General features: G+C 61.5%; 21 protein-coding genes and 2 pseudogenes. 8 read left to right on the forward strand and 15 right to left on the reverse strand.

Going from position 1 to position 20,620, the window contains the following annotated elements; genetic code table 11:
* Window positions 1-12: 12 nt before the first annotated feature.
* The 3 genes and pseudogenes from ON753_RS08660 to ON753_RS26795 all read right to left on the reverse strand — a co-directional run.
* On the reverse strand, window positions 13-3,432 hold the full coding sequence (locus ON753_RS08660; RefSeq protein WP_265962147.1) for an acyl-[ACP]--phospholipid O-acyltransferase: 3,420 nt from the start codon (window positions 3,430-3,432) through the stop codon (window positions 13-15).
* 153 nt (window positions 3,433-3,585) lie between these two features.
* Window positions 3,586-3,819: a YiaA/YiaB family inner membrane protein gene (locus ON753_RS08665; protein ID WP_265962148.1), complete on the reverse strand. Its 234-nt coding sequence runs from the start codon at window positions 3,817-3,819 to the stop codon at window positions 3,586-3,588.
* A 154-nt stretch (window positions 3,820-3,973) separates the two neighbouring features.
* Window positions 3,974-4,615: pseudogene (locus ON753_RS26795) on the reverse strand (PspA/IM30 family protein); the annotation flags it as partial.
* Window positions 4,616-4,689: 74 nt separating this feature from the next.
* Here ON753_RS26795 and ON753_RS08675 point away from each other — a divergent pair.
* Window positions 4,690-5,277, forward strand: a complete 588-nt coding sequence (locus ON753_RS08675) for a TetR/AcrR family transcriptional regulator (protein ID WP_265962150.1) — start codon at window positions 4,690-4,692, stop codon at window positions 5,275-5,277.
* A gap of 15 nt (window positions 5,278-5,292) precedes the next feature.
* On the opposite strand, the gene ON753_RS08680 is transcribed toward ON753_RS08675, so the two are convergent.
* From ON753_RS08680 to ON753_RS08690, 3 genes are all read right to left on the reverse strand, one after another.
* A complete protein-coding gene (locus ON753_RS08680; protein ID WP_265962151.1) occupies window positions 5,293-6,774 on the reverse strand; it encodes a protein adenylyltransferase SelO in 1,482 nt (493 codons plus the stop codon).
* Between the two features lie 194 nt (window positions 6,775-6,968).
* Window positions 6,969-7,391 carry a hypothetical protein gene (locus tag ON753_RS08685; protein WP_265962152.1) on the reverse strand — a complete coding sequence of 141 codons (423 nt, stop codon included), beginning with the start codon at window positions 7,389-7,391 and terminating at the stop codon, window positions 6,969-6,971.
* Between the two features lie 51 nt (window positions 7,392-7,442).
* Window positions 7,443-7,913 carry a hypothetical protein gene (locus tag ON753_RS08690; protein WP_265962153.1) on the reverse strand — a complete coding sequence of 157 codons (471 nt, stop codon included), beginning with the start codon at window positions 7,911-7,913 and terminating at the stop codon, window positions 7,443-7,445.
* Between the two features lie 215 nt (window positions 7,914-8,128).
* Here ON753_RS08690 and ON753_RS08695 point away from each other — a divergent pair, with 215 nt between their 5' ends.
* Window positions 8,129-8,590, forward strand: coding sequence for a DUF6714 family protein (locus ON753_RS08695; protein WP_265962154.1), 462 nt, complete (start codon window positions 8,129-8,131; stop codon window positions 8,588-8,590).
* Between the two features lie 42 nt (window positions 8,591-8,632).
* Here the strand turns inward: ON753_RS08695 and ON753_RS08700 are convergent, their stop codons facing one another.
* Window positions 8,633-10,372 (reverse strand): adenylate/guanylate cyclase domain-containing protein, encoded by a 1,740-nt coding sequence (locus ON753_RS08700; RefSeq protein ID WP_265962155.1) that lies wholly within the window; start codon window positions 10,370-10,372, stop codon window positions 8,633-8,635.
* 152 nt (window positions 10,373-10,524) lie between these two features.
* Between ON753_RS08700 and ON753_RS08705 the strand changes: the two are divergent.
* A pseudogene (locus ON753_RS08705) lies at window positions 10,525-11,073 on the forward strand (amino acid ABC transporter ATP-binding protein); the annotation flags it as partial.
* Window positions 11,074-11,296: 223 nt separating this feature from the next.
* On the opposite strand, the gene ON753_RS08710 reads toward ON753_RS08705, so the two are convergent.
* Window positions 11,297-11,788 carry a cupredoxin domain-containing protein gene (locus tag ON753_RS08710; protein ID WP_265962156.1) on the reverse strand — a complete coding sequence of 164 codons (492 nt, stop codon included), beginning with the start codon at window positions 11,786-11,788 and terminating at the stop codon, window positions 11,297-11,299.
* Window positions 11,789-12,171: 383 nt separating this feature from the next.
* On the opposite strand from ON753_RS08710, the gene ON753_RS08715 reads away from it, so the two are divergent.
* The gene (locus ON753_RS08715; protein WP_265962157.1) at window positions 12,172-13,308 is read left to right on the forward strand and encodes an iron-containing alcohol dehydrogenase; all 1,137 of its coding nucleotides are present in this window, start codon (window positions 12,172-12,174) and stop codon (window positions 13,306-13,308) included.
* Between the two features lie 57 nt (window positions 13,309-13,365).
* Here ON753_RS08715 and ON753_RS08720 read toward each other — a convergent pair whose 3' ends face one another.
* Entirely contained in the window at window positions 13,366-13,926 is a 561-nt protein-coding gene (locus tag ON753_RS08720; protein WP_265962158.1) for an Lrp/AsnC family transcriptional regulator, read from the reverse strand.
* A gap of 47 nt (window positions 13,927-13,973) precedes the next feature.
* On the opposite strand from ON753_RS08720, the gene ON753_RS08725 reads away from it, so the two are divergent.
* Genes ON753_RS08725 through ON753_RS08740 form a run of 4 tightly spaced genes read left to right on the forward strand, consistent with a single transcriptional unit; the run spans window position 13,974 to window position 15,721 of the window.
* Entirely contained in the window at window positions 13,974-14,117 is a 144-nt protein-coding gene (locus tag ON753_RS08725) for a hypothetical protein (RefSeq protein ID WP_265962159.1), read from the forward strand.
* A 14-nt stretch (window positions 14,118-14,131) separates the two neighbouring features.
* Window positions 14,132-14,686 carry a dihydrofolate reductase family protein gene (locus ON753_RS08730; RefSeq protein ID WP_265962160.1) on the forward strand — a complete coding sequence of 185 codons (555 nt, stop codon included), beginning with the start codon at window positions 14,132-14,134 and terminating at the stop codon, window positions 14,684-14,686.
* Window positions 14,683-15,456: a class I SAM-dependent methyltransferase gene (locus tag ON753_RS08735; protein WP_265962161.1), complete on the forward strand. Its 774-nt coding sequence runs from the start codon at window positions 14,683-14,685 to the stop codon at window positions 15,454-15,456. The genes ON753_RS08730 and ON753_RS08735 overlap by 4 nt, the downstream gene beginning before the upstream one ends.
* Window positions 15,457-15,475: 19 nt before the next feature.
* Window positions 15,476-15,721, forward strand: coding sequence for a DUF6958 family protein (locus ON753_RS08740; RefSeq protein ID WP_265962162.1), 246 nt, complete (start codon window positions 15,476-15,478; stop codon window positions 15,719-15,721).
* Here ON753_RS08740 and ON753_RS26800 read toward each other — a convergent pair whose 3' ends face one another.
* From ON753_RS26800 to ON753_RS08770, 6 genes are all read right to left on the reverse strand, one after another.
* On the reverse strand, window positions 15,722-15,973 hold the full coding sequence (locus ON753_RS26800) for a transposase (RefSeq protein WP_377047351.1): 252 nt from the start codon (window positions 15,971-15,973) through the stop codon (window positions 15,722-15,724).
* Window positions 15,974-16,110: 137 nt separating this feature from the next.
* On the reverse strand, window positions 16,111-17,040 hold the full coding sequence (gene rbsK, locus ON753_RS08750; RefSeq protein WP_265962163.1) for a ribokinase: 930 nt from the start codon (window positions 17,038-17,040) through the stop codon (window positions 16,111-16,113).
* Window positions 17,037-17,498, reverse strand: a complete 462-nt coding sequence (locus tag ON753_RS08755; RefSeq protein ID WP_265962164.1) for an RbsD/FucU family protein — start codon at window positions 17,496-17,498, stop codon at window positions 17,037-17,039. Before ON753_RS08755 ends, rbsK begins: the two co-directional genes overlap by 4 nt.
* 72 nt (window positions 17,499-17,570) lie before the next feature.
* Window positions 17,571-18,560: a LacI family DNA-binding transcriptional regulator gene (locus ON753_RS08760; RefSeq protein WP_265962165.1), complete on the reverse strand. Its 990-nt coding sequence runs from the start codon at window positions 18,558-18,560 to the stop codon at window positions 17,571-17,573.
* A gap of 16 nt (window positions 18,561-18,576) precedes the next feature.
* On the reverse strand, window positions 18,577-19,488 hold the full coding sequence (locus tag ON753_RS08765) for a carbohydrate ABC transporter permease (RefSeq protein ID WP_265962166.1): 912 nt from the start codon (window positions 19,486-19,488) through the stop codon (window positions 18,577-18,579).
* Window positions 19,488-20,606 carry a carbohydrate ABC transporter permease gene (locus tag ON753_RS08770; protein ID WP_265962167.1) on the reverse strand — a complete coding sequence of 373 codons (1,119 nt, stop codon included), beginning with the start codon at window positions 20,604-20,606 and terminating at the stop codon, window positions 19,488-19,490. Before ON753_RS08770 ends, ON753_RS08765 begins: the two co-directional genes overlap by 1 nt.
* Window positions 20,607-20,620: the final 14 nt, after the last annotated feature.

The following is a 20,620-nucleotide window of genomic DNA, read 5'->3' on the forward strand; positions in this document are numbered from 1 at the left end:
CCGCTCCGATGGTCATGCAGCCTCTGTCAGCTTCGAACCATCTCCGACCAGCCTCACGACGCCGGCGAAGTCCAGCTTGCCCGATCCCAGAACAGGAACCGCGGGCACGACGCGGATTTCCGCCGGGATCATCAGATCCTGCGCGCCTCGGGCCTTTGCCTGTTCAATGAAGTCAGAACGCGAGGCGTGCGGGCATTCGGTGACGAGGATGAGTTTCTCGCCCTTGCGCTCGTCCTTTACGGCGGCGACAGCGGAAAGGTGATCCGGCCAGATCTGGCTCGCCAAGGCTTCAACCGCGGCCAGGGAGACCATTTCGCCGCCGATCTTGGCGAAGCGTTTGGCGCGGCCCTTGATGGAAATGAAGCCGTCCTCATCGATTTCGACGATATCGCCCGTGTCGTGCCAGCCGTCGACCAGAGGTTCAATGACACCTGGACTGTCCGCCATGAGATAGCCGACCATGACATTCGGTCCGCTGACATGGAGGCGGCCGCCGGTTTCGACACCCGGCACCGGCTCCAGTCGCGCCGCCATGCCCGGCATCAGCTTGCCGACCGTACCCGGCTTGTTGAACATCGGCGTGTTGATCGCGATGACCGGGGCTGTTTCAGTAACGCCGTAACCCTCCAGCACGCGCAGCCCGAAGCGTTCCATGTAGATCTGACGCGTTGCGGGCTTGACCGGCTCCGCCCCGGCAAAGCAGTAGCGCAAGGAGCGGAAGTCATAGGCATGCGCCACCCGTGCGTAGCCGTTCAGGAAGGTGTCCGTGCCGAACAGGATGGTGGCGTTGGAGGAATAGATCAGCTCGGGGATGATCCGGTAGTGCAATGGCGAGGGATAGAAATAGGCCGGCACGCCGGAGATCAGCGGCAGGATGGTGCCCGCCGTCAGGCCGAAGGAATGGAACATCGGCAGCACGTTGAAGACCTTGTCCGATGGCGTGAAATCGATCCGCGCCGCTGCCTGGGTGGCGTTGGCGAGGATGTTCCTGTGGGTCAGCACCACGCCTTTCGGCTTGCCTTCCGAACCGGAGGTGAAGAGGATCACCGCCGTGTCGTTTGCGGCACGACAGGCGAGCGGGCCCTTGCGGCTCAAGAGGCCGCGGATCTTGTCGGAGAACCCGATCGTCTCGCGCACATCGTCCAGCCAGATGAAGGAGACATGCGGCTCCAGTCCTTCGGCCAGGGCCTCCAGCCGGGCCTGTTTTACAAAGGCCCGTGACGAGAGGATCGTCGTGACCTGCGCCGTGCGGCACGCCGAGAGGACGTTTTCCAGCCCGGCGGTGAAGTTGATCATGGCAGGTACCTTGCCGGCCGACATCACCGCCAGCATGGTGACGACGGAGCCGTTGGCATTGGGCAGCATGACGCCGAGCGTCTCCTGGCCCGCGGTCAAGGCCGTGATCTTGCGGCCGAGGACCGAAGCGCCCGTCAGCAGTCTGCCGTAGCTCAGCTTCCCGGTGATCGGATCTTCCACCGCCGTTTCGGACATGCCCCGTTCCCGTGCCGTGGCGATGACCTTCTCCAGGATGGTCTTGTTGTCCGCGAGACTGGTCTCGAACATCAGGTCGGACATGATCTGGTAGAGCTCCGCGCCCGCCGCTGCCCGGCGCTTGCGTCCTCTGAGGTCTGCCGGCAGCTCCAGGCGCCTGGGTTCCATGATGGTCACCTTCACCTTCGGGAACAGGCGCTTGCGGATCTGGCTGGGGCTCAGATAGGAAAACGGTGTCTTTTCCAGTCCGTCGATGCGGATCGGCACGATCATGGCGCCGGTCTTGTCGGCCACCATGGCCGCGCCGTCATAGACCTTCATCAGGCTGCCGGTGACCGTCAGACGGCCTTCGGGAAAGATCACCATCGGCTCGCCGGAGTTCACCACCTTGATCAGCGACCGGGTCGCCATCGGTTTGGCGGGGTTGATCGGCAGTGCGTTGGCCAGCGACAGGAACGGCTTTACCCACCAGCGGCTGGCGACCTCGTAATCGATGGCAAAGGTCGGCGTCTTGTCCGTCAGGGTCAGGGCGAGGCCCGCATCGAGATAGCTCACGTGGTTCAGCGCCAGGATCGGGGCGTCGCCGGCCTTTTCCAGGTTCTCCATGCCCTTGACTTCCATCCGGAAGATGGCCCGGTAGAGAATGGAAATCGCATCGCGCATCGGCTGCGTCGGCAGGAGTTTCAGCATTGCGATCGCGGCCAGGACATTGAGGATCGCCAGGCACAGCATGATGACAGGCAGGGAGATACCCGCTTTCTGCGCCCCGGCGAGCAACAGGCCGCCGGTCGTCATCATCGCTGCGCCGAGCGCATTGGCGGCTGCAATGCGCCGTGCGCGGCTCTCCGGTTTTGCCCATGTCTGCAGGGCGGTGAATGTCGGGACCACCAGAAGCGCCCCGGCAATCGCCAGTCCGGCCATATCGACGCTGAGGCGCAGAACGCCTTCGCCCTGCAGGAACTCGCCCAGGCCGGAAGCTGCCGGGGCGACCCGCAATCCCGCCAGCGCCAGGGCTGCGTCGAAGCAGAAGAATGCCATGAGCGCGGTGCCCACCGGTGCGGGCAGCAGAACCACCCGGCCGGCGGAAATCCAGGCGGCGAGCGCCGATCCGATGCCGATCGAAACGGCAAAGATGGTCAGGAAATAGGTGATCGCGATCTGACCGCCGCCGAGACTGTCGCGGACCATGAGCGGCAGGACCGCCATGACGACGGCGCCGGTCATCCAGAACCAGGCGTTCATCAGCGCCACGCGGAAGAGGCGCTTGTCACGGGCGAGATCGGAAAGAACCTGCCAGGTCGAGGTGGCAATGTTCCAGTCGATCCTGAGGTCAGGGGCTGCTGCGGGCGCGGCCGGGATCTGGCGGCTCAAGGCATAGCAGGCGAGTGCCAGCGCCAGCATGACAGGGGCGAATACGAGGGCCGGGGCGCTCATGGCAAACAGGAGCCCGGCGGATATCGTTCCGCCCAGTATCGCCAGAAAGGTTCCGGCTTCGATCCAGGCGTTGGCGCGGGGCAACTCTTCCGCTTGCAGATGGTCGGGCAACAGACCGTATTTGACGGGACTGAAGAGGGCGGACATCGCCCCGAAAACGAAGAGCGCGCAGAAAAGAAGGGGCAGGGAGGAGAATGCCATTCCGGCGACGGCCAGACCTGCTCCGCCAACCTCGGCGAGTTTGGTGATGCGCGCCAGTTTCGCCTTGTCGTGCTTGTCGGCCAATTCCCCGCCGAGGGCGGACAGGGCCAGAAAGGGAACGATGAAGACGGCGCCGGCCAGCGCGATCAGCGCCCCGGATGTGCCGGTTGCCGATCCTGCCGAACCAACCTGAAACAGCACCAGGAAAACCAGTGAATTCTTCAGGAAGTTGTCGTTGAAGGCGGAGAGAAACTGGGTCCAGAACAGCGGCGCGAACCGCCTTGTGGTCATCAGGGACTTGCTCATTCTTGTCCTCCTGGACCGGCCCGCATTCAGGCCGAAACCTGAATGCAGAAGCCGATCGTTTCCAAAGTGCGGGAGCATCCTATCCGCGATACCTGAACAAAGGATGCTCCGGAGACGGCCGCGAGCGGCGCGCCCGTTGCTCGTCATTGCGGGTCAGACCCGCTCCGGCTTGTTGATGTCCATCAACAGCTTCTCGGTCTTTGCGTCTTCCAGACGGTTGTGGAACTTCTCGGCTTCGTCCCGGTCACGCAGCGTCTTGGTCAACGTCACGGCGGAGTGGACGAGCATGATCGCGGCCATGGCGTAAAAGCCCTTGGCGGAGAAGCTGGCTTCCAGGTTGTAGATGCCAAGGGCCATCATGATGGCGGCCACCGCAAAGCTGGTCATGGTGAAGATCATCCAGTTGTTGGAATGCTTGATCGTCGGTTCCTGCATGGGAGTGTCCTTTCTCAGTTGCTCTTTTTTCCAGAAGGAGGGGGATCTCGGATTTGAGGCGGGCGAGAACGTCGTCCGCACTGTTCCTAACGGGTTCGCCGCAGCCGGCATCGCCCAGCTTTTCGATGAGCGCTTGCGGGCGTCCGGAAATGGACAGGGCGTCGAATTCCACGTCCGCCAGCTGGTCCCGTTCCTGGCGGTGCAGGATTTCCTCCAGCTGATCTTCCGCCCGGGTCAGTGCCGACTGTCCGGCGCCGGCCCCGAGCGACTGGGCCTTCTGGATCCGGTCGCGGACGTCTGCCGTCCGCTCGCCCCGCTTCAGGGCGCGCAGGCGGCTTTGGGCCCGGTGCAAGGTGTCGGTCAGGCGGGCGAGATCCTGATCGAAGGATTGGATGGCAGCTTCCAGATCGGTCTTTTCGTCTTCGAGCAGGGCGATGGCTTCTGCAGCCTCCCGCGCCAACGGTTCAAGACCTTTCAGCAGGGCGTTGCGCGCCCGGTTTTCCAGGTCCTCGATCGATGTGCAGATCTGGCTGAGCCGTCTGCGGTCCTGCTGCTGCTCCGCCCGGGCCCGGGCGAGGGCTTCCTGGGCAGCACGGACGGATACTGCCGCGCTGCGCAGATTGGCGGAGAGACCCGCCAGGGATTGCCGGTCGTGATGACCGGCTGCGCCGTCAAGAAACAACGCTTTCAATTGCGTGATGAACGGTTCGAACATATCGCCTCCACAAAAGTGAACAGTGTTCACCATTTGACAAAGCCATATCGAATGCGGTAGGTCAAGAAAAAAATGAACCTAGTTCACTTTTATGAAGGGCGCCTGGAATGGCCGGACTGCAGAAAGCGAAAAGCGAAGAAACGCACCGGAGAGTGCTGGAAGCGGCGGTTGCCGCGGTGGAGGCCGGCGGACAGGAGGCGGTGAACATCCGCAAGATCGCAGCAGAGGCGGGCTATTCGGTCGGCTCCGTCTATAAACATTACGAGGACCAGGATGCGCTGCTGACGGCGGTCAATTCGGTCACGCTCGGCCGCATCAGGCAGGTGATGGCTGCGGCCGTGCAGGGGACAGACGATCCGGTCGCCCAGTTGAAGGCCCTGGCACAGGCCTACCTGGCTTTCGCCCGGCACAACAAGAACCTCTGGGTCACCCTGTTCGGTCACCGTTTGCCGGAGGACAAGCCCGTGCCCGAGTGGCATATCCAGGAAAACGTCGCGCTGCTCGGCTTCATTGCGGGGCCCTTGCGGGTGCTGGACCCGGCGCTGGTCGATGACGCTCTGGCGGCCCGCACCCGCACGTGCTTTGCCGCCGTGCACGGACTGGTGACGATCAGTCTCGAGGAAAGGTTCATCGGCCTGTCCGGACACCTTCTCGAACAGGAGATGGATTTTCTGGTCGAGAAGCTCGTTACTTGAGGCGGCAAGGCTGCCTCAAGTGCCGCAAAAGGTCTGGTACGGCCCGAAATCCTCCGGTGCCGGTTCCGCGTAGGTTTCGAAGCCCGGTCTTTCCTCGAACGGCGACTTCACGGCTTCGAGCAGCTTGTTGACCGGGGCATAGTCGCCGCCCTCGGCGGCCGCAAGCGCTTCTTCCACCTTGTGATTGCGCGGAATGTAAAGCGGATTGACTTCATCCATCGCGGCCTTGACCGCGCCGGGTTCAATGCCCTCCCTGCTCAGCCTTGCCCGCCAGGCACTCAGCCACTCGTCGAAACCGGCGGGATCTGCAAAGAAGGCACGTGCCGCCTCGGTCTCTCCAACCGCCGCCTCGCCAAGACGGCGGAAGGTGAGCGTGTAATCGGCTTTCTGGTCGTGCATTTCGCTCAGCAGCTGTTCGAACAGCGCGGCGTCGCCATCTTCCTCCGTGCGAAGCCCCAGCTTGGCGCGCATACCGGCTAGCCAATGCGGCCGGTAGATCTCCGGAAACCGGCTGAGCTCGGTGCTTGCGCGCTCGACCGCCTTGTCCAGATCGTCTGGTTCGATCAGCGCCAGGATGGCTTCGGCGAGACGCGCGAGATTCCATTGCGCAATGACCGGCTGGCGGCCGAATGCATAGCGGCCGCCGTGGTCGATGGAGCTGAAGACGGCGGCCGGATGATAGGCGTCGATGAAAGCGCAGGGGCCGTAGTCGATGGTTTCCCCGGAAATCGTGGTGTTGTCCGTATTCATGACGCCATGGACGAAGCCCACCAGCACCCAGTTGGCCACGAGAGCGGCCTGGCGCTCGATGACCCGGCGCAGGAGCTTCAGATAACGCTCGCCGTCGCCGGTCAGGTCCGGATCGTGCCGGGCAATGGCGTAGTCGGCAAGCTGGCGCACCTTGTCGGTCTCGCCCCTGGCCGCGAAATACTGAAAGGTGCCGACGCGCAGGTGGCTTGCGGCAACCCGCGCGAGCACCGCGCCCGGCTTGGGTCCATCCCGGAAAATCGTCTCGCCCGTCGTCACTGCCGCCAGTGCGCGCGTTGTGGGTATCTTCAGGGCATGCATGGCTTCGCCGATGACGTATTCCCGCAGAACCGGACCGACCACGGCCTTGCCGTCTCCACCGCGCGAAAACGGTGTCGGGCCGGAGCCCTTCAGATGAATGTCCCGCCGTCTGCCGTTCTGATCGATCACTTCGCCGATCAGCAGCGCGCGGCCGTCTCCAAGCTGCGGCGAAAACCCGCCGAACTGATGCCCGGCATAGACCTGGGCGAGGGGGGAGGCGCCATCGGGGCTTTTCACGCCGGCAAAGATCGCCGCACCCTCCGGGGTTTCCAGGACGTCGGGATCAAGCCCGAGTTCTTCCGCCAGTTGCCGGTTGAACAGAACCAGTTCCGGCGCGGGAACCTTGGCGCCTTGCCAGGCGACGTAAAAGCCCGGAAGCTCCCGTGCGTAGGTGTTGTCGAACTGGAAAAGCGGTGGTCTTGCGGTCATCAGGTACACTTTTTGCGTTTGAACAGTTGCCAGGCCGGCCTGTCTTCAGGCCGACTTTCGAATGCAGGTTACCCTTCAAACCAATATATGGGCCTTTTGTGCCCGATTTCCGCAGGATTTTCTCAGCAAAAGACCGGAGCGCAATCAATTTTCCGCCTCACGGTGAGGCCGCCGGGTGCAGGTTGATCGCGATTTCAGCGCGTTTCCGGATGAACGTCACCCAACATTTCGGCGGCTTTCTCGGCTTCCTTGCCCGACAGGCTGCCGGTGCATTTGTTGGCTCCGTAGCCGGTCTCCTCGTCCGGCAGCTTGTGCAAGAACAGCAAGTACGTTTGGCCGATCTTGAGATCCATTGCGCAAGTGGTGCGGTTGACAAATTGAAGTGGCGAACGGGCAGGGGACTTCCAAGTGGCTTCCGCCCGAAAATCAACGACCTGCCCCTGTGCCGACGTCAGGCTGCCTTCGATGGCCGCGACCTCGCCGAAGACCACAAGATCGGCCGCTGAATAGGCTTCCGGAATATCCTCCAGCGGCTTGCACCTGCATGCCTGGGCCGATCCGGCCGAAAACAGCAGAGCCGACAGGCTTGCAGCGAGGGTAAGTGCTTTGAAGGTCATGGCATCCTCTTGCGGTGTGCCGTTTTTAGCCGGGACGTGGGAGGCGATGGCTCAACCTGTAATCGTTGGGTCATAGGGTGTTCTCGGGTCATCGACGCCCGTGCGGTGTTCGGCGGCCGAACCCAGGCGGCAGGCCAGGATGGCCCGCTCTGCCGCGTCGGTGGTGCCGTCAGCGCCGTTCACATGGGCGAGCTCGTGAATGATGGTGGCGAGAACCGTCCATTTGCCAATCCGGATCGCCTTGTTTCCGACAGCCATTTCCTTGCCGCCGACGGCATTGGTCTCGCCATAGTAATTGAAGGTCGCATTGTAGTTGATCCAGATCGTATTGTCTCCGAGCAGGCTGGTCAGCGTTCTCCCGCCGGGAAGCGTGGCAAAATAAGTGTTGGCACTCGGGATGTTCCGGGCGATCGACCTGGCTTTGGTTCGCGACCATCGGAACATCCAGCGGTATTGTGCCGGAACTGTGATGTAACCGGCCGTGGGGCTAACATGATCGCCGATATTAATCTGAATGCTCATTGGAACAGCCCTTTGTGCTGCAGTTTCATGGAACGCGAACTCAGGTCTTTCGGGGCAGTCTTGACGCCAGTGACCACACTACCGAAACCACCGGGGAGTGCTGTGACGTACGTCACTTTGGCAGTGTCCAGCCAGGGCACTTGAAGTGGCCGCGCCAAGCTTCACAATGCGCGCGGGCACTGCGACACGGAAATGAAAAAGGAGCGGGCCGGCCGATGATCGAGGATGACCTTTGCCGCTGGATCGAGGAAGCCTTCGAGGACGTTCCGCAGCCTTCGGATGACGAGCTTCTGCATCCCGGCTGCATGGACGATTGCGACATCCTGCAGTTCTATGGCGGTGTCTCCAGCCAGGACATGAGCGGCGCGATGATCGTCTATAATTATGCCGCGCTGACGGCATTCAGCGCCGCGGCGTTCCGGTACTATCTTCCCGCCTACATGCTCTGGACCCTGCGCAATCCCGACAGCATCGAATATGCGGGCGAGGCCACCCTGCGCGCGCTCGATCCGGGAACGGCGGACGAAATGCTTCATGATTTTCAAAAGTCGCATTTTGACGAGCTGGACCGGGCGCAGGTCGAGGTGGTCAAGGCCTTCCTGCTGACCATAAGCGACCATCCGGATCTGGGGGAGTATGCGGATGCGGCGCTGCTGAACCATTGGCTGGACGCATAGTTCTCCAAGCCCGAGGCAACAGGCGTTCCGGGTGAGAGGTGTTCACGCGGCTGCGGCTTCCTGGGCCTTTGCCAATCCGTCGCGAAGGTGCTGGAGGTCGCCCTCCTCGGCGTAATGCATGGTGCCGAGAAAGGTCTCGATGGTGAAATCCGGATTGAGCCGGATGGCGCGGTCAAGATGGGCGGCAGCGGCCATCTTGTCGCCGAGCCAGCTGTAATTGGCGGCGACGAACGCGTGCTGGACGGCATCCATTGACGTCACATGCATGAAGGACTCGATCGCGTCCTTGTAGAGGCGGGCGGCGAACTGAGCCTTGCCGAGGTGGCTCCAGAAGCGTTCGGGATGGTGCGGATTGAGGCGCATCGCCTTCCTGATCCACTCGATTCCTTCCTGCGGCCGGCCGAGCCAGGTCAGCAATTCACCCTGCTGGACAACCACCAGATCGTAATTGGGGTTCAGCGCCAGCGCGCGCTCCTGGTGATAGCGGGCCCGGGTCAGGTCGTCGGCGATGACGGCCATGGCGGCAAGGATGCGGTGGACGTCGGCATCGTTGTCGTCCAGGGCACGCGCCTTTTCCAACTCGCCGACGGCGACGTCGTACGAGGCATCGGGATCCTCGAGCCAGCCATGGACCCAGGCCTGCCCGAGAATGCAGCCGCGCCAGGCATGGGCATGGGCGTAATCCGGATCGAGGGTGATGGCGCGCTCGATCAGCCTCTGCGCCTCGAGATTCTCCTCGTGGGCAGAACGGTGATGGCGGACCTTGGCGGCGAGCACGCACTCATATGCCGCCAGGCTTGACGGCGTCTTGCGGACGACCAGATCCTGCTGGGCGGCTTCGACGCGCCCGGGCAGCGTGGCGACGATCGCTCCGGTCACCTCGTCCTGAATGGCGAAGACGTCATCGAGGGTCCGGTCATATTTCTCGGCCCAGATATGGGTGTCGTTGGCGGTGTCGATCAACTGGACGGTAACGCGCAACCGGTCGCCCGACTTGCGGACGCTTCCCTCGACCAGATACTGGGCGCCGAGCTTCTCGGCGACGTCGCGCAGGTTTGCCGCCTGGCCCTTGTAGACGAAGGTGGAGTTGCGCGAGATGACGAACAATTCGTGACGGCGCGACAGCTCGGTGATGATGTCCTCGGTCAGCCCGTCGACGAAATACTCCTGTTCTGCATCGCCGCTCATGTTGGCAAAGGGGAGAACCGCGATTGCCGGTTTGACGACGGATTGCCGTTCGGCCGTGCCGCCGGCGGGACGCGTCTCCTCATTCGCGACAACCTGCCAGACCCGAACCGGCCGGGCGATATTCTTCAGCGTTCGTTCGCCGAGATCTTCAAACGTGACGTCGAGCCGTTCGGCAACCTGGTCGCGAACCGCCTGGCTGACGCAGATCCCGCCGACTTCGGCGAGCTGCTCCAGGCGGGCGGCGATGTTGACGCCGTCGCCATAGATATCGTCGTCGTCGAAGATGATATCGCCGAGATTGATGCCGATGCGGAACTGGATGCGCCGGTCGGGCGCGACATCGCTGTTGCGGCGGCGCATCCTGAACTGGATCTCCGAGGCACAGCGCACCGCGTCGCAAACCGACTGAAACTCGACGAGCATGCCGTCGCCGGTGGTCTTGATGATGTTGCCCTGGTTCTTGGCGATGACCGGATCGATCAACTCGATCCGGTGGCTGCGCAGCCTCGCAAGCGTGCCTTCCTCATCGGTCTCCATGAGCCGAGAGTATCCCGCCATGTCGGCGGCCAGGACAGCGGCGAGTTTGCGTTTCATGCTTTCCCCACTTTCATGGATTCTAACAGGTTGGCAGGGCAAGCAAAAGCATACTTAAAGTGGCGCTTGCTAACCTTTGCATCAGATGGATGCAATCTTGGTCTGAAGGAGCCTGCAGGCGAGGAAAGGGTGGGGTGCATTGCCTTCCAGGTTGCGCGCCGGGCCGGAAGGCGTCACGGCAGGAAATCCAGAAGTTCCGTTGCCAGACGGGCATGGTGTTCCAGCTCTTCCCGCATCGCACCGTGACGAAAAACGTGATGGAGGGCCTGCTGGTGGTGCAGAAATGGTCCCGCGAGAAAGCCAGGGTGCGTGCTTCGGAGCTGCTGACGAAGGTCGGAATGGCCCAAAAGACCGATGCCTGGCCGGCCAACCTGTCCGGCGGACAGCAGCAACGCGTGGCGATCGCGCGCGCGCTCGCGCCGTCGCCCCGGGTGCTGCTGTGCGACGAACCGACCTCCGCGCTCGATCCGGATCTGGCGGCGGAGGTGGTCGAGGTGCTTAGTCAGCTCGCAAGGGAAGGGACGACCATGGTCATGGCGACCCACGACCTCCGGCTTGCCTCGCAGATCGCAAATCACGTTGTCTTCCTGGAAGCCGGTCTGGTCGTCGAATCCGGCAGCGCGGCGGCAATTTTCCGCAACTCCGAACGCGAGCGCACCCGCCGCTTCGTCTCCTCGATAAACGCTGCACAGACCCTGTGAAGGGAGCGCCTTGAGCCCGTGCATCGTTGATGCCATTGCGACCTGGTCGCCACACCGTGCCTGCAGGCGGCGGACTTCGTCGACCCGCCGTCCGGAAGCACACCGGCCAACACCTCGTCGATGCCCACTCGTGAGGCGGCGGTGATGAACCGGCCCGCCGAGGTGGCTTCTCTGCCGTGACCAGCCCGCAGGCTGGTGTGCGGCACCTGGCTGCAGAAGTAGCTTAGTGATCGACCGTGAGACGCCCCTTCATGCCGGACTCGTAATGGCCCGGGATGAGGCAGGCGAACTCGAAGTCGCCTGCCTTGGAGAAGGTCCAGACGATCTCCCCTTCGTCTCCGGGAGCAAGGCGGACGGCGTTCGGGTCGTCATGCTCCATTTCGGGGAACCTGGCCATCAACTTCTTGTGTTCCATGAGTGAATCATGGACATCCATGACGAATTCATGCTCGGTTTCACCGGCATTGACGTATTTCAGGCGAAGGGTCTCGCCTTCCTTTACGCTGAGCGACGCCGGCTCGAAGAGCATCGCGCCGTCTTCGTTTTCCAGCATGGTGATGGTCACGATCCGCGTCACCGCGGCTGCATCGCCCGGCTTGCCGATCGCCATCATTTCAGCGTCGCCGTGTCCGTGGCCGCCGGAGTGGCTGCCGGCCGCGTGAGCGGCGCTTGCAAAGAGAGCCATCGAAACGACGGCCATGGCCAGATATCTCATGTTCTTCCTTTTCTGTCTGTATCGAGTGGTTTTCACGTCGTTTGTGGTCATTGTGCGAAGTGACCGCGGGTCGTCCCGCTTGTTTCGTCCGCGCAGATCGACTGTTTCGTTTCACTGATTCCTGATCGTCCGGAAGAGAAAACGTCATCGCGGGTCTTTTTTAGCCGGCCACGTTGCGCATCGCGGCACCCCAGAGAGATCATGCTATCCGTCGCCGGGGATTTCGAGACATTTGGTTTGGATCTTGTAAGGCAGTGCTTATCGGTGAATAGCGTATTTACAGCGTTGTCGTTATTCTGCCACCCCAAAGGGAATTCCCGCCGCGTTGATCGCAAGTCTTCGCCGCCGGATTGCCAACCGGGAACAGCCAAGCAGGGGAACATATGAGCCTGATCAATTACGTAACTCGGGTCCAGTTCGGATACGGTGAGATCGCCACGCTGAAGGCGGAACTTGCGATTGCGGGAATTACGCGCCCGGTCGTCGTTACCGACAAGGGCGTACGTGCGCTTGGCGTGATCGAGCGCATCGAGGCGGCAACGGGCATCGTCCCGGTCGCAATCTATGACGAAACACCCGGAAATCCGAACGAGGCTGCCGCAATGAAGGCGACCGCCCTTTTCCGCGATGCGGGCGGCGACGGCATCATCGCCATCGGCGGCGGGTCGGCGCTGGACCTTGCGAAGGCAGTGGCGGTGATGGCCTCTCACGACGGGCCGCTGAAGACCTATGCCGTCATCGAAGGCGGCCTTGAGAAGATCACCTCCCGGACATTCCCGACAATTGCCATCCCGACGACCGCAGGGACCGGCAGTGAGGTGGGCCGCGCCGCAATCGTCATCCTCGAAGACGGCCGCAAGGTCGGGCTGCTGTCGCCCTTCCTCGTGCCAAAAGCCGCCATCGTCGACCCGGAACTGACGCTGAGCCTTCCGCCGATACTGACCGCGGCGACAGGAATGGACGCGATCTCGCATTGCATCGAAACCTACCTTGCGCCGTCGTTCAATCCGCCCGCTGACGGGATCGCACTCGAAGGGCTGCGCCGGGGGTGGGCGAACATCCGGCTTGCAGTTGAAGAGCCGGACAATCGCGACGCGCGCGCCAACATGGCCATCGTGGCGACAATGGGTGCGATGGCCTTTCAGAAGGGCCTGGGATGCGTGCACAGCCTCAGCCATTCGCTTGGGGGCATCAACCCGAAACTGCACCACGGCACGCTGAACGCGGTCTTCCTGCCACCGGTCCTGGACTTCAACAGCACTGCGCGAACCTCCGTCGAGGAGGGCAAGTACGCCCGGCTTGCCGATGCCATGGGGCTGGACGCGGGCGACGATCTCGGCGCGGCGGTCGAAGCCATGACGCGCGCCATCGGCCTGCCGACCCGATTGTCCGAACTTGGCGTCACCGTGGATCTGTTCGACCGGATCGTGACGGGCGCACTCGCCGACCACAGCCATCGCACCAATCCGCGCGAGGCATCGGCAGAGGACTACCGCGCCATGCTGCAGGCAGTGCTTTGACAGCAGTCACTGCTCATGGGGAAGGGGCAGGTGCGAAAGACCGGGCGAGAATATTGCTCACACAGGCTCCGCCGGATTCTCCCCTTCGAAGTCGGTGATGCCTGCCTGCGCCGGACGCTCAAGATAGGTCGACAGGGTGATATAGCTCCTCGTGCTCGTCACGCCCGGGGCCGCGTAGAGACGCGCGAGAAGGGCTTCAAGCGCGCGGCTTGAGGCGCAGCGGACCTTGATCAGCATGCTCGTGTCGCCTGTGACCGAGTGGATTTCCTCCACCTCCGGCAGGTCGGCGATCGACATGAGCTCCTTCGTCGCCCCCCAGCCGGCGGTATCGACATGGATGAATGCAAGGAGGGGCTTGCCGATTGCCGGTCCATCGAGCAGCGCCACCGTCCGATAGACGCAGCCCGAAGCACGCAGTTTCTTTACCCGCTCGTGAGCCGCGGGAGCTGACAGTCCAACTTTCTGCCCAAGCTCTGCGTAACTGATCCCGGCGTCGACGGTCAGGGCGGCTAATATTTTTCGGTCGAAAGCATCAAGCACACGCCCTTGAGAAGGCGTGGACCGAATGGCGTCTGTTTTTGCAGAATGTGGCACATTAGTCCCTTTGCGGAATGTCATTCGGTGATTACATTGTTTTTCAGAATGCAGTTTAATCCGAGCCGGGAATGGCGCGCAATATGTTTGTCCTGGCCCATCCCGAAACGGAGCCGCCTTGCTCCATCTGGCAGGCGGCGCTGCTCAAGGCATTCGGCGAGCTGGATGACGATGCGTCTCACCCATTCCTAGGTGGAGGCGTGAAATCCAACTGATCGGGGAGAAAAAGATGGGCAAGCTGACATACGGCATGATGATGTCGCTCGACGGCTTCGTTGCCGATCCGTCGGACCACTTCGACGAGGACGCCCTCGGGTTCATTAACGACGAGATGCGTAAACTCGGCACCGAAATCTATGGCCGGCGCATGTACGAATCCATGGTCTACTGGGAAACTTTTCCGGAAAAGAGTGGAGCCGAACACGCCAACGAATTTGCTCGTATCTGGAAGGAACTCGATAAGCTGGTCATCTCTTCGAGCCTCGAACAGGCGTCGAGTGGCAAGACGCGGATCCTGCGCGAGTTCCGGCCGGAGGACATCCGGCGGCTCAAGGCGGAATCGGCCAAGGACATTTCGGTCGCCGGTCCGACCCTGGCAGCGGCATTCATCAAAGCCGGCCTGGTAGATGAATTCGCGCTCTACTCTGTTCCGGTGGTCGCCGGCGTGGGCAATCCCGTGTTCAAGGGCATCGAGGGACAGCTCGATCTCGAGTTTGTCGAAGAGCGGAGGTTCCCCCGGGGTATGGCGTTCCAGCGCTATGTGCGGCGGAACAAATCCGCATGACCTTCAATCGCGCTGACTTTTACGACGCTGAACTGCGCCGGCATCACGAGCATTTTCGTGCGGCCCTCCATATCGGACTGAAGGACCGCGTGCTCGACATCGGATGCGGTGCGGGCCAGACCACGCGCGATGCGGCCCGCATCGCCCGGGAGGGAAAGGTTGTCGGGGTCGATGTTTCGGAGGAGTTGCTACAGGTTGCCCGTCGGCGCAGCAGCGAGCAGGGACTGCATAATGTCGCGTTCGCGTTGGGTGACGCTCAAACGAAGGCGTTTCCTGCCGTGCATTTCGATCTCTGCATCAGCCGTTTCGGCGCAATGTTTTTCGCCGACCCGGCCGCAGCCTTCGCCAATCTTGGCCGCGCAGTGCGACCCGGAGCCCGTCTCGTGCTGATGGTATGGCAGGCCGCAGACCGCAACGAGTGGGCCACGGCCATTCCGGATGCGTTGGCTCCGGGACGTGCCCCAGCCAACGCTGCCGCGTTCTCGCTCGCCGATCCAGCAGTGACGACAGACATCCTGACCCAAGCCGGATTTGCTTCGGTCGAGTTTGCCCAGGTGCATGAGCCTGTCTTCTACGGTCCGAACATCGATGCGGCCCATGAGGCCGTGGCCGGCCTGTTCATGGAGCAGGGCGATTCACGGAGCCCGGAGAAGGAGGGGGTCTCTCAGCGGGTGCGCGCCTTGCTGGAATCGCATCTGACGCCAGACGGCGTGCTGTTCGACTCGCGGGCCTGGATCGTTACGGCTCACAAGCCGCAACAGCGTGCCTAGCAAAGCCGGAGTGCCAGACATGGTGTCTGCCCGCCATGCAAGTCGAAAGCGTGAAATCGCCCGGGTCCACCGGGTTGACCGCGCGAAATACGAGGCAATGCGAGACGCCTTGCTTTCAGTGCTGCCAGGGAAAGCGCCGGGGATCAGCGTGGCTGAAGCCAAGGCCTTGTTGCTGCCGAAACGTCCCGATGACCTGTTTCCCGGTGGGGCCAAAGCCGGATCGATGCGCACTGGCACGCCCAGTTTGCGCATCTGCCCAGTCTGATCAGATGTCCGCAGATGTTGGCCATATCTGGCCGCTAGCACGGAAGCCGAACGGGCCCTTATGCGTGGCGTTACGAGCGTTCGGAATGTCGGTGGCCGTCCATTCGGTCTCAAGAAGGCAATTGGCCTTCCAGTTGTAGAACGTGCCTTCCGGCTTGCCGTGCTTGCGGCACAGATCGGCGCACTTCGCCCCTGCCTCATGCTCGGCAAGAATGCCGATGATCTGCTCGCCTGTGAATCTCGTTCGCATCATTGTCCGTCCTCAAAGTGGGTCGGACTCTAATCAACGGTGGGGGAAAAATCCCGTGGCAGGTCAGTGCCTATGAGGCATCACAGGTCAGCAGGCAAGAAGTTGGACTGTTCCCTGCTTCAAAGTACGTGACCGTGCCGTCACACCGATTGCAGGACGGCGTCGATCTCCGTGCGCGACGGCATCGATGGTGCGGTCCCCGGGCGGGTGACGGCAATTGCTGCCGTTGCGCACCCGAAGCGCACCGCGTCGACCGGAGTTTGTCCCTCGGAAAGAGCTGTGGCAAAACCGCCGAGAAAAGCGTCACCCGCACCGGTGGTATCGACCACTTTGCCCGCCGAATACGCCGGAATGAACTCACTCTGTCCGTGCGCGTGATAGAGCGCGCCTCGGTCACCGAGCGTGATGATGGCAGCCCCTGCGCCTCTTTGCAGCAGCATCTCTCCGGCGGCACGCGCCTGCTCATCGGTTTCGATGGCGTGATCGACAAGTTCGGCTGCTTCGATCTCGTTGGGGACGATGAAATCTGAAAGAGCGTATAATTCTTCCGGAATGGCGCGCGCCGGGGCGGGATTGAAGACCGTCGTCACGCCTGCGGCTTTCGCAATGGCCAGACCGTGAAGGGCCGCCTCCAGCGGTTGCTCGAGCTGGGTCATGAAGATGGCGGCGTTCTCGATGTCGGCCCTGTTGGCTTCGACATCCTCGATACCGATGAGCCCCGCCGCGCCGGGAACGACGATGATGGCATTGTCACCATTGTCTTCATTGACAAAGATGAACGCTGCACCTGTCGATACACCTTCCATCCGCATCACATTGGCCTTGACGCCCGCTGATGCATAGGCCGCCAGCGCCATGTCACCAAATGGATCATTCCCCACTCGCGAAATGAAGGTCGCTTTGCCACCTGCCTTGGCCGCGGCAATCGCCTGGTTGGATCCCTTGCCGCCAGGCCCCAGAGTGAACTCCGATCCCATCAACGTTTCGGCGATGTGGGGCAGGCGCTTTGCCTTGTAGGACGTGTCGGCGGCAAAAATGCCGAGAATAACAACTCCACCCTGTTTGCTCATCTGACGACATCCTCTATCGGAATGACACCCTTGGTCAGGAGGAAGCATCCGTAAAACCGCAGTTCACCTGTCGCGATCACACAATGGGCCTTCTTCGCGACTTCGTAAAACGCCATCCGCTCGACCGCATACATGGGTGCAGGCTTGCCCTCGGCGCGGTCAACAATTGCCTGTACTTCCTGCTGGATCGTCGGAACCTCGTCGGGCTTGCCAATCACTTCCATGCGGCCCACGGAGGGTTGGAGTGGCGTATCCAGGGGGAAGACCGAGAGTATTGCCTCAATAGCCTGCGGTGCCGGGATGTTTCCCATCGTTAAAAGGCTGCCGAGCCGCGTCTGGCGGGCAACGGAATCAGAGGGAAAATTCGCGTCCGAGACGACCACCACGTCGCCATGGCCCATCGTGCAAAGCGCTTGAAGAATGTCGCCGCTAAGTTCGGCCCGAATGCCTTTGAGCATTGATCCACCTCTCTATTTTACCGGCTGCGACGCCGGCTGGTCCCTAATTCACCTGTTGCCGGAGCCAGGGCCCTATTGCGGCGCCGGTCCTGTCGAAACCCGTTTGATCAACGAACCGTCGATCATCTCGTCTCCGATATCCGATGATTGGCTGAACAGCAGTTCGACTGCCCGCCGCGCCAGCGTATCGGTCGGCTGACGTACGGTCGTGAGGCGCGGCACGACGAGGTTGGCGAGCAGAATGTCGTCAAAGCCTGTCACCGACAATTCACGTGGCACATCAACATTAAGGTCCCGCGCAGCGCGCAGTGCCCCGATGGCCTGCTGATCGCTGGCTGCGGCAATCGCCGTAGGGCGATCCTGAGGCGAGCGCGAAAGGAGGTCGCGAGCGATCTTTTCTCCGGATTCATAGTCGAACTTTCCGAAGAAGACCTCCAGCTCCACTTCGTCACTGAGCTGCTTCATGCGCGTGACGAAACCCTTTCTGCGTGCCCGTCCGGCTTCGGTATCAGGCGGTCCGGCGACGTAGGCTATGCGACGATGCCCCAGCTCAAACAGATGGCTCGCAATAAGTGCGGCGGCTTGTGCGTGATTGGTCGAGACCAGAGGAAAGGCGCCAAAACGCCGGTCGAGCGAAATGATCGGGATCGGAGATTTGAGTTGCAAATCGGGATTGTCGCTCGATGCAATCGCGATAATCCCGCGCACCGACCTGTCCAGAAATGCCACAACATGGTCCTGTTCGGCCTCACGGTCGTCATGTGAACTCGCCAGCATGAGGGAATGGCGGTAGTCCTGCGCTGCCCGTTCAACGCTGGCTGCCAGCTGTGCAAAAAACGGGTTGGTGATGTCAGGAACGATGAGACCGATGACATCCGTTCTGCGGGTTCGCAAGGCTCTTGCGGTCACGTTCGGCCGGTAGCCGAGTGCCACAATCGCCTCATTCACCTTTTCGCGCAGCGATGGCTTGACTGCGGCCTCGCCCGCCAGAACACGCGAAACAGTGCCGACGGATACACCCGCACGCTCCGCAACATCTTTGACTGTGGGCATCTTGGACATACTGCCGGTCCCGTCACTATTTGACTGCGCCTGCGGTCATGCCGGCAATGATATGCTTTTCCAGCAGAACACCGACGAAGACCAAGGGAAGAATGCCGGCAGTGGAAAGTGCCGCCATGGACCACCAGTTGATGCCCTGGCTGCCGGTCTGGCTGGCAATCATCACGGGCAGGGTATTGGTGTGGGTGGAAGTCAGGAGTGCCGCAAAGAAGTACTCGTTCCAGCAGAGTATCAGCGCCAGAATGAATGCGGCCACCATTCCCGGAAGGATCAGGGGCACGACGATGCGCAAGAAGGCGCCCCAGATTGACAGGCCGTCGACGAGCGCAGCCTCCTCGAGTTCCACCGGCACGGTCGCGAACTGATCGCGCATGATCCAAACGACGATCGGCAGGACCATCAGCGTATAAACCGCGATCATGCCCGAATAGGTGTCGAGAAGCGCAAGCTCCTTGTAGAGAACCAGAAAAGGCAGTGCGAGAACGACCGGCGGCATGATCAGCTGCGACAGGAAGAAGAATGAAATATCGGAATTGCGCATAAAGCCGAACTTGTAGGAGAAGCGGCTGAGGCCATAGGCCGCGAGAGTTCCCAGGACCACCGCGAAGGTGGACGCGGACACCGAAATGATCGAACTGTTCCAGAGCCTGCGCATGAATTCTTCGCGCACGGTGGAAGTTTCAAAAATGGTGTCGGGAGAAAGCCCAAGCGAACGCCAGCCGAGCCAGCTGGGTTCGAAATTGAACCACGGCACCAGGTTGCCACGCATCACGTCGGCCGCGGTCTTGAACGAGGTGGAAACCGTCCAGAAAAGCGGGAAGATGCAGACGATCGCCCAGGTGATGAGCAGGCCGTAGACGACGAAACGCATCGCCCACCAGCGCATGCATTGACCGCGACCGTATTTGTCGAAATCGATCGAAACCATCAGAGCCTTCCTGTCATCCGCCTTACGATGCGGTCGGAGATCTTCATGAGCACGGTCATGCCCAGAACAATAACCACCAGATATACAATCGCGAGCAGGGTGCCGTATCCGACATTGGAGCGGTCGCGGTATTCCCGGTAGATGAAGCTGGTGACCGAATCCGTTGCGCCGCCGGGACCACCGGCCGTGACCGTAATGATGATGTCCGCCAGTTTGAGCTTGAAGATGATCCGGATCATGATCGCCGTGACGGAAACCGGCAGCATGAGCGGGAAGATGACCTGCCAGAAACGTTGCCATTTCGTGGCACCATCCACCTCCGCAGCTTCCAGCACTTCCTTGGACATGGACTGCAGCCCGGCGAGAAGCATGATCATCATGAAGGGAATGAACGTCCAGGCATCCATGATCATGACGGAGAGCTTTGCCGTCAGGGGATCGCCGAAGAACGATGGGTTTTCCCAGCCGAGCCAGCGGGCAAACCGTGCGATCGGGCCGAAACGGGGTTCAAGCATCGATTTTCCGACCATCCAGCTCACGGCCACCGGCGAGAGCATCAATGGCACAAGAAAGGTCACGCGCCAGAATTTGCGGGCAACGATCTGCTGGTTCAAGAGCAAAGCCAGTCCGAAGGCGATCGCGTACTCAACCGCAATGGCCAGGCAATAAAGTATCATGTTGACGAGGGCGTTGGCGTAGAACGGATCCGTGATCATCCTGCGCAGATTATCGAGCCCGTTGAAACGCCGGCCGGTTAGCGACGCAAGGTTCCAGTCGGAAAAACCGATCCACAGTGCAAACAGCAGCGGAAACACCACCATCGACACCACGAAAAGGGCTGCCGGCAGAACGAAGAGGGCTTTTTTGCCGGCCTCACCGTAAATGACCACGCGGGTGACACAGAGCACCGTTGCCCAGAGAAAATAAGCGTAAAGGATCGGACGCCAGTTCTCGAAGCCCACGGCGATCCAGCCCAGGTCATGGCTGGCCTGCAATGCAAAGGAGAACAAAAACCACGCAGCACTCAGCCAGAGCGCCAATCGGGCCCAGAAACTGCGGCTCGCGGAAATGGAGCCGGTTTCGACCGTGTGCAGCAGGTCGCCTTCGACTGTCGACATGATATTCCTCGCCC

The organism is Roseibium salinum, from assembly GCF_026240905.1.
In the GTDB taxonomy this organism is placed as follows: Bacteria; Pseudomonadota; Alphaproteobacteria; order Rhizobiales; family Stappiaceae; genus Roseibium; species Roseibium salinum.